This is a genomic window from Brevirhabdus sp., from assembly GCF_052826345.1.
The window spans coordinates 1-12,578 of sequence record NZ_JBRBUA010000037.1 but is presented as its reverse complement, the minus strand read 5'-3'; the positions used below and the strand labels follow the sequence as shown (position 1 = coordinate 12,578).

The 12,578-nt window shown below is 66.6% G+C and carries 12 protein-coding genes and 2 pseudogenes; 8 read left to right on the top strand and 6 right to left on the bottom strand.

Annotated elements, in window-relative coordinates:
- The 3 genes and pseudogenes from ACU0BR_RS05095 to gap all read left to right on the top strand — a co-directional run.
- Positions 1-518 (top strand): annotated as a pseudogene (locus tag ACU0BR_RS05095) (erythrose-4-phosphate dehydrogenase); the annotation flags it as partial.
- Positions 519-557: 39 nt separating this feature from the next.
- Positions 558-698, top strand: coding sequence for a hypothetical protein (locus ACU0BR_RS05090; protein ID WP_446155767.1), 141 nt, complete (start codon positions 558-560; stop codon positions 696-698).
- 90 nt (positions 699-788) lie between these two features.
- The gene (gene gap, locus ACU0BR_RS05085; RefSeq protein WP_446155766.1) at positions 789-1,787 is read left to right on the top strand and encodes a type I glyceraldehyde-3-phosphate dehydrogenase; all 999 of its coding nucleotides are present in this window, start codon (positions 789-791) and stop codon (positions 1,785-1,787) included.
- A gap of 16 nt (positions 1,788-1,803) precedes the next feature.
- Here gap and ACU0BR_RS05080 read toward each other — a convergent pair whose 3' ends face one another.
- The 5 genes from ACU0BR_RS05080 to ACU0BR_RS05060 all read right to left on the bottom strand — a co-directional run bounded on the left by ACU0BR_RS05080 (position 1,804) and on the right by ACU0BR_RS05060 (position 6,282).
- The gene (locus ACU0BR_RS05080) at positions 1,804-2,430 is read right to left on the bottom strand and encodes an extensin-like domain-containing protein (RefSeq protein ID WP_446155765.1); all 627 of its coding nucleotides are present in this window, start codon (positions 2,428-2,430) and stop codon (positions 1,804-1,806) included.
- A gap of 320 nt (positions 2,431-2,750) precedes the next feature.
- Entirely contained in the window at positions 2,751-4,076 is a 1,326-nt protein-coding gene (locus ACU0BR_RS05075; RefSeq protein ID WP_446155764.1) for a L,D-transpeptidase family protein, read from the bottom strand.
- Positions 4,077-4,242: 166 nt separating this feature from the next.
- Positions 4,243-4,734: a pantetheine-phosphate adenylyltransferase gene (coaD, locus tag ACU0BR_RS05070; protein WP_446155763.1), complete on the bottom strand. Its 492-nt coding sequence runs from the start codon at positions 4,732-4,734 to the stop codon at positions 4,243-4,245.
- A 152-nt stretch (positions 4,735-4,886) separates the two neighbouring features.
- Positions 4,887-5,321 carry a CBS domain-containing protein gene (locus tag ACU0BR_RS05065; RefSeq protein WP_446155762.1) on the bottom strand — a complete coding sequence of 145 codons (435 nt, stop codon included), beginning with the start codon at positions 5,319-5,321 and terminating at the stop codon, positions 4,887-4,889.
- Positions 5,322-5,346: 25 nt separating this feature from the next.
- The gene (locus tag ACU0BR_RS05060) at positions 5,347-6,282 is read right to left on the bottom strand and encodes a LysR family transcriptional regulator (protein ID WP_446155761.1); all 936 of its coding nucleotides are present in this window, start codon (positions 6,280-6,282) and stop codon (positions 5,347-5,349) included.
- 112 nt (positions 6,283-6,394) lie between these two features.
- On the opposite strand from ACU0BR_RS05060, the gene ACU0BR_RS05055 reads away from it, so the two are divergent.
- The 5 genes and pseudogenes from ACU0BR_RS05055 to ACU0BR_RS05035 all read left to right on the top strand — a co-directional run bounded on the left by ACU0BR_RS05055 (position 6,395) and on the right by ACU0BR_RS05035 (position 11,975).
- Positions 6,395-7,894, top strand: a complete 1,500-nt coding sequence (locus tag ACU0BR_RS05055; protein ID WP_446155760.1) for a CoA-acylating methylmalonate-semialdehyde dehydrogenase — start codon at positions 6,395-6,397, stop codon at positions 7,892-7,894.
- Positions 7,895-8,051: 157 nt separating this feature from the next.
- Positions 8,052-9,197, top strand: a complete 1,146-nt coding sequence (locus ACU0BR_RS05050; protein WP_446155759.1) for an acyl-CoA dehydrogenase family protein — start codon at positions 8,052-8,054, stop codon at positions 9,195-9,197.
- Positions 9,197-10,243: a 3-hydroxyisobutyryl-CoA hydrolase gene (locus ACU0BR_RS05045; protein ID WP_446155758.1), complete on the top strand. Its 1,047-nt coding sequence runs from the start codon at positions 9,197-9,199 to the stop codon at positions 10,241-10,243. The genes ACU0BR_RS05050 and ACU0BR_RS05045 overlap by 1 nt, the downstream gene beginning before the upstream one ends.
- Positions 10,240-11,114 (top strand): annotated as a pseudogene (gene mmsB / locus ACU0BR_RS05040) (3-hydroxyisobutyrate dehydrogenase). The gene ACU0BR_RS05045 and the pseudogene mmsB overlap by 4 nt, the downstream one beginning before the upstream one ends.
- 102 nt (positions 11,115-11,216) lie before the next feature.
- Positions 11,217-11,975, top strand: coding sequence for a hypothetical protein (locus tag ACU0BR_RS05035; RefSeq protein ID WP_446155757.1), 759 nt, complete (start codon positions 11,217-11,219; stop codon positions 11,973-11,975).
- Positions 11,976-12,033: 58 nt separating this feature from the next.
- On the opposite strand, the gene ACU0BR_RS05030 is transcribed toward ACU0BR_RS05035, so the two are convergent.
- The coding region (locus ACU0BR_RS05030; protein ID WP_446155756.1) for an ATP-binding cassette domain-containing protein at positions 12,034-12,578 on the bottom strand (545 nt) is incomplete at its 5' end.

The following is a 12,578-nucleotide window of genomic DNA, read 5'->3' as shown; positions in this document are numbered from 1 at the left end:
TGAACGACGCCTTGGGGATCGAGCGGGGCATCATGACAACCATCCACAGCAATACCGGCGACCAGCCGACGCTCGACCGTCGGCACAGCGACCTCTACCGCGCGCGGGCGGCCGCGATGGCGATGATCCCCACCTCGACCGGGGCCGCCAAGGCCTTGGGCGAGGTGCTGCCCGAACTTGCGGGCAAGCTCGACGGCACCGCGATGCGGGTGCCCACGCCCAATGTCTCGGCCGTGGATCTGACCTTCGAGGCCGCGCGCGAGACCAGCGTGAAGGAGGTCAACGCCATCATGCAGGAGGCCGCCCTGGGGCACATGCGCGCGGTGCTCTGCTACGATCCCGAGCAGAAGGTCTCGATCGATTTCAACCACACCACGCATTCGTGCATCTTTGCCCCCGATCAGACGAAAGTGGTGGGCGGGCGCAGCGTTCGTGTGTTAGCGTGGTATGACAATGAATGGGGTTTTTCCTGCCGCATGGCCGATACCGCCGCGGCGATGGGGTCCCTTCTGAATTGATCGACCGCGCTTTTTCAACGGACCACGGCCCCCTGCCGCATGACCAACCGCATTGCCATCGTTCTGGCCCTCATCATCCTCGCGGCCATCGGCGCGAATTTTGCCTTCGACTGGGGACTTCACGTATTCCTGGGGCGGAAATTCGCCGCTTTGACCGAATGGCTGGCGTTTTGGCGCTGAGGGCTTGACGTAGCGCCTCAATTATCCTTGTTAGCGTTAACAGCGCCGCGCCATCCGGCCCGGCGCCCAAACGCTTGAGAGGATCATGCCATGACGGTAAAGGTAGCCATCAACGGGTTCGGCAGGATCGGCCGCAATATCCTGCGCTCGATCGTCGAAACGGGCCGCGACGATATCGAGGTCGTGGCGATCAATGATCTGGGCCCGGTGGAAACCAACGCCCATCTGCTGCGCTTCGACAGTGTGCACGGACGGTTTCCCGGCAAGATCGGCACCACGGAGGACAGCATCGATGCGGGGCGCGGTCCGATCCGGGTCACGGCGCTGCGCGATCCGGCGCAATTGCCCTGGCAGGATGTCGACGTGGCGCTGGAATGCACCGGCATCTTCACCGCGCGCGACAAGGCCGAGGCCCATCTGACGAACGGATCGCGGCGCGTGCTGATTTCGGCCCCCGGCAAGGGTGCGGATCGCACGGTGGTCTACGGGGTCAACCACGCAGGGCTGACCGCCGATGACCGGATCGTTTCCAACGCCTCCTGCACCACCAATTGTCTGGCGCCGGTGGCCAAGGTCCTGAACGAGGCGATCGGGATCAGGCGCGGCTTCATGACCACGATCCACAGCTACACGGGCGATCAGCCGACGCTCGACACGCTGCATTCGGATCTTTACCGCGCGCGTGCCGCGGCGATGTCGATGATCCCCACCTCCACCGGCGCGGCGCGCGCGGTCGGTCTGGTGCTGCCCCAACTCGACGGCAAGCTTGACGGGGTGGCGATCCGGGTGCCCACACCCAATGTCTCGGCGGTGGACCTGACCTTCGAGGCGGCGCGCGACACCTCGGTGGAGGAGGTCAACGCCGCCCTGTCCAAGGCCGCCGGCGGCCCCCTGGCCGGGATCCTGGCCGTGACCGACGACAAGCTGGTGTCGATGGATTTCAACCACGACGCGCATTCCTCGATCTTCGCCACGGATCAGACCAAGGTGCTGGATGGCAACATGGTGCGCATCCTGGCCTGGTATGACAATGAATGGGGCTTTTCCAACCGCATGGCGGATGTCGCCGTGGCGATGGGGCGACTTTAGCGCCCGGCCGGGCGGGCTACTGGCACAGGCGAAAGCCGCCCCGGCGCTGGCGCACGTCGAGATGCAGATGCCGCGCATGTGCCGCATCCGTGCCCGGGCCCAGGACCGTGGTGAATTCCAGGCAGGCCCCTGCCCGCACCGCGCGCTGGAACGATTCCCGCAGGTTGCCATCGCCCGCGCGCGGCTTGACCGGCAGCGTTTCAGTCGCCCCGAAGCGAAAGGCGAAGATGTCGATCGCGTTCCCGAAGGCATGTTCCGACAGCTTGCCGGTCGCCGCGTTGTTGCGGCGGCGGCAGGTGTAACTTGTGGCGTGTTCGATCGCGCTCAGCCCGGCTTTGCCCTCGGGTAGCCTCGTTGCCGCCGGGATCACCGTGCCCCTGATCCAACGCGACAGCGCCAACGCCGCGTCGCAACGCAATGGCGCGGGCGGGTCCAGCGCCACGCCCGGCACGGGCCGAGACAGCGTGACGGGCCGCAGGATGCCGCAATCAGGGTCAGGGTCGAGGATCGGAGCGGTTTGCGTGAAACGCGCGCCCAGGTCTTTCAACGCGCGCGTGCATATCTCGAATTCGGCGTCCTCCAGCCTCAGCCGGTCCCTGACCCCGGGGCGCGCCCCCGAGGCTGCCGCGGCGCTCGGCGGCACGTCATCCGGCGCGGGCGGTGCGGATTGCCCGAACGCCAGGGGCTCTTCGGGCGCGTGGGCCGGGGACGCCGCGCCCGGGCCCGGGGGATCGGTGCGCGCGCTCTCGGAAGACGCGCCATCACGCCGCGGTGCGTTCGCGCCCGGAGGCGCCGGCTGCCGGGGCCGGACAGCGGGCCGCGGCGACGAGGCCGGGGCAACGGTGGCCCCGCGCGCCGCCCCCCCTTGCGCATCCGCGCCCTGCCCATGGGCCGCGCCGCCGCAAAGGGCAAGCGTCGCCGCGACCGACAGGACAGCCGCGCGGCCGGAAGATGCGGCGCGGGTCACTCGATGAATTCGACGAAGGTGCCCTTGTGGACCATTGCGGCCAGCTCCTCCGCGTCCCAGTTGGTCATGCGCACGCAGCCGTGGCTCTGGGTGGTGAACAGAAGATCCGGGCGCGGCGTGCCGTGGATGCCGTAGGACGGGCGGCTGAGGTCGATCCAGATGCTGCCGACAGGGCCGTTGGGCCCCGGCGGCAGGATCAGGATCTTTTCGTTGTCGCCCTGTTTGAAGTTCTTGGGGTTATAGGTGTAATTCGGATCGACGGCCACGGCGGTCACGTCATAGGACCCGCTGGGCGAAGGCGTCGACGTCGAACCGATGGTGACCGGATAATCCGAGATGATGTTGCCCGCGCTGTCATAGGCTTTCAGGCGCTGGCTGCGCTTGTCGATGGCGATGCGGGCCACGCTGCCTTCGGCCTTCTTGCCCGGCGCCACGACCGTCAGCTCCTCCCCCGCGACGAAACGGGCGCCGGGGTTGAGGCGCTTGAGGAATTCCTCGCCCATGTGGAAACGCTCGGCCAGCCGCTCGCTGACCCGTTCATAGCCCATCGCGTCGAGCTTGGCCAACTTGGCGTAATCGCGCGGCAATCCGGGGGTCAGGCCCTGTGTATCGGCCTCCACGATCTGGTAGGTCGTCATCAATGAACCCGCATCGTTGCCGCCCAGCGCATCCCAGACCGCCTGATCGAGGATACCGTCCTGCTTCATGTTGTGAAGACGCTCGAACTCGCGGATCGCGCTGGTCGACATGCCGCCCTTGAACCCGTCGATGATCCCGGGCGAGGTGTTGCTGCGATCCAGCAGGATCTGCACCTTGGCCGTCAGGGGCGAAAGACCCTTGGGCAGCCCCGCGCCGGTGAAGGTGGCCGCGTCGATCTCGGCCGCCGTGATGCGCGCGCCTGCATCCGAAGGTGCCCTGTTCGCGCGGCCTTCCGAGGTCTCGTTGGGCGGCAGCGCGTCGCGGATGGTCCGGTCCGGCACCTCGATCTTGCGTGGCGTATCGGTTGCGCGCCGGGGGGCCGCCGGCGCGGGACGCACGGTGATGTTGTCGTCGCGGCGCGGCTTTTGCCGCTTGGGCTTGGGTTGCGGTTCCGGCTTGGGCGCAGGGGCTGCACGTTTGCGCGGCTGGGGCGCGGGTGGGGTCGCCCTTTCGTCGGGGAACTGGTTGCGCAGCCGGTTCTGCTGCTCGAGCCGCAGCGCCTCCTCCAGCGACATGACCTGACCGCGCGGAACCGCGCTCTGGGCCAGTGCGGCCCCGCCCAGCACCAGCGAGACCGCCGTGGCCCCCAGGATTGCGTTGACCGAAGATGACGATAGTTTCATGGACTGCCTCACGTTGTGCGTTCTTGATCGGACCGGCCGACTTGCCGAACGCTCAACGCGGCATGAATCCGCCGGGTTCCCCGGCGCCGCCGAACTGGCGGGAGTGTGATCCGGCGAGAGCGGCGCGCATTCCCGCGCGGCCGTCGATCCGGGCCAGGAAACCTTCTCAGGAAAACTTCTGGAGCAGCGCCTGTTGCACGCTGGCGGGGACGAACTTGCCGACCTCGCCGCCCAGACGCGCGATCTCCTTGACCAGCTTGGAGGCGATGGCCTGATGCTCGGCATCGGCCATCATGAACACGGTCTCGATCGAATCGTCGAGCTTGCGGTTCATGCCGACCATCTGAAACTCATATTCGAAATCGGCGACCGCGCGCAGTCCGCGCAGGATGACCTGCGCACCGACATCGCGGGCGCAGTCGATCAACAGGTTCTCGAACGGGTGCACGACGATTTCCGTGTCGGATTCGCGCATCAGCCCCGCGCATTCACGCTCGATCAGTTCGACCCGCTCCTCCAGCGAAAACAGCGGGCCCTTGTCGCGATTGATCGCCACGCCGATCACGAGACGGTCCACCAGCCCCATTCCGCGCCGGATGATATCCATATGCCCGAAGGTGATCGGGTCGAAAGTTCCGGGGTATAGACCTATCCGCATGTGCGCCTCCGCATTGTGCGACGCACGCAACAATATTACGCCGGGTTTTGCAAGCGCGGCGTGGCCCATCAGATGGATCGAGGCGCGCGGCGGCACGTCGGATGGCGCCGAGCGGGATGGCTCACGGCGGAGGGCGGCGCGGATGGCGGGCGCTAATGCCCCATGATCATCCCCTCGAGCGCCTCTTTCTCCATCGAGACCTCGGACAGGCGCGCCTTGACCGCGTCACCGATGGTCACCAGCCCCACCATCTCGTCGTTCTCGACGACGGGCATGTGACGGAACCGGCCCTCGGTCATGCGGGTCAGGATGCTGTCGGCGGAATCGTTGAGCGTGCAGGTGGTGATCTGCGACGTCATCATGTCCGACACCAGCTCCTTGAGGCATTCGGCGCCGCGACGGCCCAGTTCCCTGACGATATCGCGCTCCGACAGGATGCCCGACGCGGTCTTGCCGTCCTCCGACACCACGAGCGAGCCGATGCGCCGGCTCGACAGCACTTCCGCGGCCTCGGCCACGGTGGCGTGCGGCTTGATCGTCAGAACCTCGTCGCTGGCCTTCATCTTAAGTATCTGGTGCACAAGCATCGCGGTTCTCCTTGCCAGCAATGGATCAAGCGTTCCCCGCGCCCGCGCCGCTTGTCAAGTCGGCAGTTGCCGCGACCTGCCGTTCCAGCCGCTGGATTTCCTGCTTCACCTCATGCACCAGCAGCTTGGCGAAACGGTTGAGCCGGTCGACCTTGCCGTCGTCGGCGTGGCGGATCAGGTAAAAGCTGCGCGTCAACGCGACCTCATCGGGCAGCACGCGGACCATGTCGGGCGCGGTGGGCATCGCGAAATCATGCACCATGCCGATCCCCGCGCCGGTCCTGATCCAGTGAAATTGCACCGCCACCGAATTCGACGCCAGCATCGGTCGCTCCAGGCCCAGCTCGGCCAGGTAATCCAGTTCGCGGTCGAAGATCATGTCCGGGATATAGCCCACGATGCGATGCTCTTGCAGATCCTGCTGCACGGCGATCGGCGGCATCCGCGCCAGATACTCGGGCATGGCGGCGAGGTGCAGGTGATAATCCGCGATCTTCTGCGCGATCATGCGCCCGGTTTCCGGCAGGCTGACGCCGATGGCCATGTCGGCCTCGCGCTTGGACAGGTTGAACACCCGCGGCAAAGCCACGACCTGGACCTCCAGATCGGGATGCCTGCTGCCGATGCGCGCGCAGACCTGGGGCAGCAGGAAATTGGCACAACCGTCGGGCGCGCCGATGCGGATCGTTCCCGACAACTGGTCCGAAGGGCCGGTGACGGCATCGGACGCGCCCAGCAACGCCTGTTCGGCCAGGACCGCGTGTTCCAGGATGCGCTGCCCGGTTTCGGTCAGCAGATAGCCCTGCGGCGATTTCGCGAAAAGCGGCGCGCGCAGCGCCTCCTCCAGCCGCTGCACGCGTCGACCCACCGTCGCCGGATCAAGCCGCAGCGTCTTGCCCGCGCGCGACAGGCTTTCGCTGCGCGCCACCGCCAGAAACACCCGCATATCATCCCAGTTCATCGCCCGTACCTTTATTTTTGCAAAACGACTTTGGGAAAGTCGGCCTTTTCATGGTAAAAATGCAAGATTATCTTGCGCGGGAAGAATTTGGAACACCCCTCTGGAGGACCGCATGAAAGAACTCACCCACTGGATCGACGGCAAGCACGTCAACGGCAAGTCGGGCCGTTTCGCCGATGTCTTCAACCCCGCGACCGGCGAGGTCCAGGCCCGCGTGCCGCTGGCCTCCCCCGAGGAACTGGCCCGCGCGGTCGACAGCGCGGCCCAGGCGCAGCGCGCCTGGGGGGCGCTGAACCCGCAGAAACGCGCGCGGGTGATGATGGAATTCGTCCGCCTGCTGAACCGCGACATGCAGAAGCTGGCCGAGGCGCTGTCGGCCGAACACGGCAAGACCGTGCCTGACGCCAAGGGCGACGTGCAGCGCGGGCTGGAGGTGATCGAGTTCTGCATCGGCGCGCCGCATCTGCTGAAGGGCGAGTTCACCGACGGCGCGGGTCCCGGCATCGACATGTATTCGATGAAGCAGCCGCTGGGCGTCGTGGCGGGCATCACGCCCTTCAACTTCCCCGCGATGATCCCGATGTGGAAGATGGGCCCGGCGCTGGCCTGCGGCAACGCCTTCATCCTCAAGCCCTCGGAACGCGACCCCTCGGTGCCGCTGATGCTGGCCGAGCTGCTGAAGGAAGCGGGCCTGCCCGACGGCGTGCTGCAGGTAATCAACGGCGACAAGGAGGCCGTGGACGCCATCCTCGACAATGAGACGATCCAGGCGATCGGCTTCGTCGGTTCCACCCCCATCGCGCAATACATCTATGCCCGCGGCTGCGAGAACGGCAAGCGCGTGCAATGCTTCGGCGGTGCCAAGAACCACATGATCATCATGCCCGACGCCGACATGGATCAGGCCGCCGACGCGCTGGTTGGCGCGGGCTACGGCGCCGCGGGCGAACGCTGCATGGCGATCTCGGTCGCCGTGCCCGTGGGCGACGAGACCGCCGACCGGCTGATCGAAAAGCTGGTGCCGCGCATCGAAAAGCTCAAGGTCGGCCCCTATACCGCGGGCGACGATGTCGATTACGGCCCCGTGGTGACCGCGGCGGCCAAGGAAAACATCCACCGTCTGGTGCAATCGGGCATCGACGCGGGCGCCGAGCTGGTCGTCGACGGGCGCGATTTCAAGCTCCAGGGCTATGAGGATGGCTTTTTCGTCGGGCCGCATCTGTTCGACCGGGTGACCCCCGACATGGAGATCTACCGCAAGGAGATCTTCGGCCCCGTCCTCTCGACCGTCCGCGCCGGTTCCTACGAAGAGGCGCTGGGCCTCGCGATGGATCATGAATACGGCAACGGCACCGCGATCTTCACCCGCGACGGTGACACGGCGCGCGATTTCGCCGCCCGCGTCAACATCGGCATGGTGGGCGTCAACGTGCCGATCCCGGTGCCGCTGGCCTATCACACCTTCGGCGGCTGGAAGAAATCGGGCTTCGGCGATCTCAACCAGCACGGCCCCGACGCGTTCAAATTCTACACCCGCACCAAGACCGTGACCTCGCGGTGGCCGTCGGGCATGAAGGAAGGCGGCGAGTTCCACTTCAAGGCGATGGACTGATCCCGGACCGGGCGGCGCCCCCCACGCCGCCCGATCAATCGCCGGGGTCATCCGCGGCAGCAGGTGGCGGGCACAGATGCCGGCACAGAATGCGGGCGCGCGACAGGGCGTGGCGGACGCGGTCCGGCGGGAGAGGACGAAGCGGCGGGAGAGGACGATGGATTTTGCACTGAGCTCCGAACAGGTCGCTGTCTTCGACATGGCGCGGGACTTCGGCGCGCGGCATATCGCGCCGCACGCCCGTCAGTGGGAACGCGACGGCACCATTCCCCGCGCGCTCTGGCCGCAATTGGCAGAGCTGGGGTTCGGCGGGCTCTACGTCTCGGAGGAGGCGGGCGGCACCGGCCTGTCGCGGCTGGACGCCACGCTGGTGTTCGAGGCGCTGTCGATGGCCTGCCCCTCGGTCGCGGCCTTCCTGTCGATCCACAACATGTGCGCCGCGATGATCGACAGGTTCGCCGATGCCGCGATGAAATCCCGCATCCTGCCCGACGTCGTGGCGATGAGGACGCTGCTGTCCTATTGCCTGACAGAACCGGGCAGCGGATCGGACGCGGCGGCGCTGAAGACCACCGCCGCGCGCGTGGATGCGGGCTGGGTGCTGAACGGCACCAAGGCGTTCATCTCGGGCGGCGGGTATTCCGATGCCTATGTCACGATGGTGCGCACCGGCGACGCGGGCGCGGGCGGCATTTCCGCCGTGCTGGTCGAGGCTGGCGCGCCGGGCCTGTCCTTCGGCGGACTGGAGGACAAGATGGGCTGGCGCAGCCAACCCACGCGTCAGGTGCTATTCGACGACTGCGCCGTCCCGGCCGAGAACCTGCTGGGCGATGAGGGCCAGGGCTTCAGATACGCGATGGCGGGTCTGGACGGCGGGCGGCTGAACATCGCCGCCTGTTCGCTTGGCGGCGCACAGGCCGCGCTGGACGCCACGCTGCGCTATATGGCTGAGCGTCGCGCCTTCGGGCAACCAATAGACCGATTTCAGGCGTTGCAGTTCCGGCTGGCCGATCTGGAAACCGAGATGCAGGCCGCGCGGGTGTTCCTGCGCCAGGCCGCGTGGAAGCTCGACCAGGGGGCGCCCGACGCGACGCGCTTTTGCGCGATGGCCAAGCGGTTCGTCACCGACACCGGATCGCGCGTCGCCAACGACTGTTTGCAGCTGCACGGCGGCTATGGCTACCTGGCCGATTACGGGATCGAAAAGATCGTGCGCGATCTGCGCGTGCATCAGATCCTCGAAGGCACGAACGAGATCATGCGCCTTGTCACCGCGCGGGCGCTTCTGGCGGAAAGGCACTGATGTCCGAGATCACCATACGAAAACAGGGCAGGATCGGGCGCATCACCCTGACCCGCCCCCGCGCGCTGAACGCGCTGAGCCACGCGATGTGTACCGCGATCGAAGCGGCGTTGAACGACTGGGCGGATGACGGGACGGTGGAAATGGTCGTCGTCGACGCCGAGGGCGAAAAGGCCTTCTGCGCGGGCGGCGATCTTCAGGAAATGTATGACCACGGCCGCGCCGGCGATTACGCCTACGGCCAGCGCTTCTGGCGCGACGAATACCGCATGAATGCCACGATCGCCGAATTCCCCAAACCCTATGCCGCCTTCATGCAGGGGTTCGTGATGGGGGGCGGCGTGGGCGTGGGGTGCCATGGATCGCATCGCGTCGTGGGGGGCTCCACGCGGATCTCCATGCCCGAGGTCAGCATCGGGCTGGTGCCCGACGTGGGCGGCACGCTGCTGCTGTCGCAGGCGCCGGGGCGGCTGGGCGAGTATCTGGCCACGACGGCCGCGCGAATGGAAGGCGCCGACGCGATCCACGCGGGTTTTGCCGATTACATCATACCCGAAACGCAATGGCCCGAGCTGATAGACGCATTGGCGCTGAGCGGCGACCTGTCGCTGATCGAGGCCGCGGCCCTGCCCGGACCCGACAGCGCGCTGGCCGCGCAGCAGGCCGAAATCGACAGCTGTTTCGGCGGTGAAACGCTGGGGCAGATCCTGCGGACCCTCAGGGGCGAAAACACGTCCTTCGCCCGGCAGACGCTGGAAATCCTTTCGCGCCACGCGCCCCTGTCGCTGGCCTGCGCGGTGGAAATGATCCATCGCCAGCGGGGCAGCGACGACATCCGCCGCGCGCTGGAACGCGAATACCGTTTCACCCATCGGTCCTTCGCGCAGGCCGATTTCATCGAAGGCATTCGCGCGGCGATCATCGACCGGGACCGCGCCCCGAAGTGGAAACACGCCGACCCGGATGACCTGCGCGCCGAGGACGTGGCCGCAATGCTGCGCCCGCTGGGCGACGACGCGCTGAACCTCGAAAAGGAAATGGCATGAAGATCGGATTTGTCGGCTTGGGCAACATGGGCGCGCCGATGGCCGCCAACCTGGTCCGCGCCGGGCATGAGGTGACGGGCTTTGACCTGAGCGCCCCCTGCCCCGAAGGCGTCACCCCCGCCGAAAGCGCGGCAGCCGCGGCGGCGGGACGCGACGTGGTGATCACCATGCTGCCCGACGGCGCGATCCTGCGGCAGGTGGCCGCGCAGATCGTGCCCGCGATGCGCCCGGGGCGACGCTGATCGACTGTTCCACCGTCGACGTCGACAGCGCGCGCGCGGTGGCCGGGATGGCGGTCGAGGCCGGATTGCTGGCCGTCGACGCGCCCGTATCGGGCGGCATCGGCGGCGCGGGCGCGGGCACGCTGACCTTCATGGCCGGCGGCACGGCCGATGCCTTTGCCCAGGCCAGCCCCCTCTTCGACATCATGGGCCAGAAGGCCGTGCATTGCGGGGAGGCGGGCGCAGGTCAGGCCGCCAAGATCTGCAACAACATGATCCTGGGCGTCACGATGATCGCCACCTGCGAGGCCTTCGCGCTGGCCGACCGGCTGGGGCTGGACCGGCAGAAGATGTTCGACGTGGTGTCGACCTCCTCGGGATCGAGCTGGTCGATGAATACCTATTGCCCCGCCCCCGGCGTCGGCCCCACATCGCCCGCCGACAACGGCTATCGCCCCGGCTTCGCCGCCGATCTGATGCTCAAGGACCTGCGCCTGAGCCAGCAGGCCGCCGAGACCTCAGATGCCGACACCCCCCTGGGGCAGGCGGCAACGCGGCTTTACGCGCAGTTCGTCGAGCGCGAGGACGGCCGGGGCAAGGATTTTTCCGCGATTCTGCCCTGGCTCGAAGCGCGAACGCGCGGAAAATAAGGGCGTGTGGCGATCCTCCGCCACTGCGAAGAAATCGAACCCATTCGGGGAACATCAAGCCACCGCCCGGGTTGAGCGCAGAGCCTTCCAAGGGAGTAACCGATGTTACACCGTCATAACCTGTTTCGCGTCGCCGCGATCGCCGGCGTGTCCGTCGCGATCGCGATGGGCGCCCCGACGGGCGCGAGCGCCCAGTTCTGCCCCCCCGGTCTTGCCAAGAAAGGCAGCTGCCTGCCCCCCGGCCTGCTCAAACGGGTCAAGGACGATGACCAGGGCAAGATAAAGTACAAGTACAAGCACAAGGAAAAATCGAAAGACAAGTCCGACCACGAGGACGATGGCGACAAGCATCGCAAATCGAAGGTCAAGCTTCAGGTCAAGTCCCGTGAAAAACACGGCGACAACGATGCCAGCATCAAGCTCGACGTCCGGGGCGAAAATGCCGCGCGCGCGATCCAGCAGATCACGCAGCAGCTTCAGGCGACCCGGCAGGCCCCCGCTCCCGCCCCCGGCCCCGCCGCACGGAACACCGAAAACCACGACACCGTCGTCCAGACCAGGACCGAGGTGGAGAACGAGGCCGTCGTCGAGCAGAACAGCAAGGATCAGCAGGCGCTGAAACAGGTCATCCAGCGCGCGCGGATCAGCGACATTCCGATCGGCAACGAGCAGGTTCTGACTGTGGGCGATCCGCTGGACAGAAATCGCGTCATCGTGCTGGAAAATCCCGAGCTTTACGGGCTGCCCGGCTACCAAGACGACTGGCGCTATTATCTGATCGACGATTTCATCGTGCGCGCCGACCCCACGGATCTGACCGTGCTGGAAATCGTGGGCGCGGTCTCCGCCTTGCTGCGCTGACGCGACAATTGTGGCGCACGCGCCATTTCGCCCATACCCGCGCCTGAACGCGCCGCCGTCATTCGGCGGCGAGCTTGCGCGGCATGAGCAGCGGCTTGAGGTAATGCCCGGTGTGGCTCTCGGCGACCGTCACCACCTGTTCGGGCGTGCCGGTCGCGACCAGCTGTCCACCGCCGTCGCCGCCCTCGGGGCCGATGTCGATGATCCAGTCGGCGGTCTTCACCACATCAAGGTTATGCTCGATCACCACGACGGTGTTGCCCTGGTCGACCAGCTCGTGCAGCACTTCGAGCAGCTTGCGCACATCTTCGAAATGCAGCCCCGTCGTCGGCTCGTCCAGGATATAGAGCGTGCGCCCGGTGGACCGGCGCGCCAGCTCCTTCGACAGCTTGACGCGCTGCGCCTCGCCGCCCGACAGCGTCGTCGCCTGCTGGCCCACCTTGATATAGCCCAGGCCCACCCGCATCAGCGCATCCATCTTTTCACGGATGCTCGGCACGGCCTGAAAAAACTCCTGCGCATCCTCGACCGTCATGTCGAGCACATCGGCGATGGACTTGCCCTTGAACTTGATTTCCAGCGTCTCGCGGTTATAGCGCGCGC

Excerpts from the sequence above, each read along its gene's own strand:
- ACU0BR_RS05090 (WP_446155767.1), top strand. The coding sequence starts at position 558 with ATGACCAACCGCATTGCCATCGTTCTGGCCCTCATCATCCTCGCGGCC.
- gap (WP_446155766.1), top strand. The coding sequence starts at position 789 with ATGACGGTAAAGGTAGCCATCAACGGGTTCGGCAGGATCGGCCGCAAT.
- ACU0BR_RS05075 (WP_446155764.1), bottom strand. The coding sequence starts at position 4,076 with ATGAAACTATCGTCATCTTCGGTCAACGCAATCCTGGGGGCCACGGCG.
- coaD (WP_446155763.1), bottom strand. The coding sequence starts at position 4,734 with ATGCGGATAGGTCTATACCCCGGAACTTTCGACCCGATCACCTTCGGG.
- ACU0BR_RS05065 (WP_446155762.1), bottom strand. The coding sequence starts at position 5,321 with ATGCTTGTGCACCAGATACTTAAGATGAAGGCCAGCGACGAGGTTCTG.
- ACU0BR_RS05060 (WP_446155761.1), bottom strand. The coding sequence starts at position 6,282 with ATGAACTGGGATGATATGCGGGTGTTTCTGGCGGTGGCGCGCAGCGAA.
- ACU0BR_RS05055 (WP_446155760.1), top strand. The coding sequence starts at position 6,395 with ATGAAAGAACTCACCCACTGGATCGACGGCAAGCACGTCAACGGCAAG.
- ACU0BR_RS05050 (WP_446155759.1), top strand. The coding sequence starts at position 8,052 with ATGGATTTTGCACTGAGCTCCGAACAGGTCGCTGTCTTCGACATGGCG.
- ACU0BR_RS05045 (WP_446155758.1), top strand. The coding sequence starts at position 9,197 with ATGTCCGAGATCACCATACGAAAACAGGGCAGGATCGGGCGCATCACC.
- ACU0BR_RS05035 (WP_446155757.1), top strand. The coding sequence starts at position 11,217 with ATGTTACACCGTCATAACCTGTTTCGCGTCGCCGCGATCGCCGGCGTG.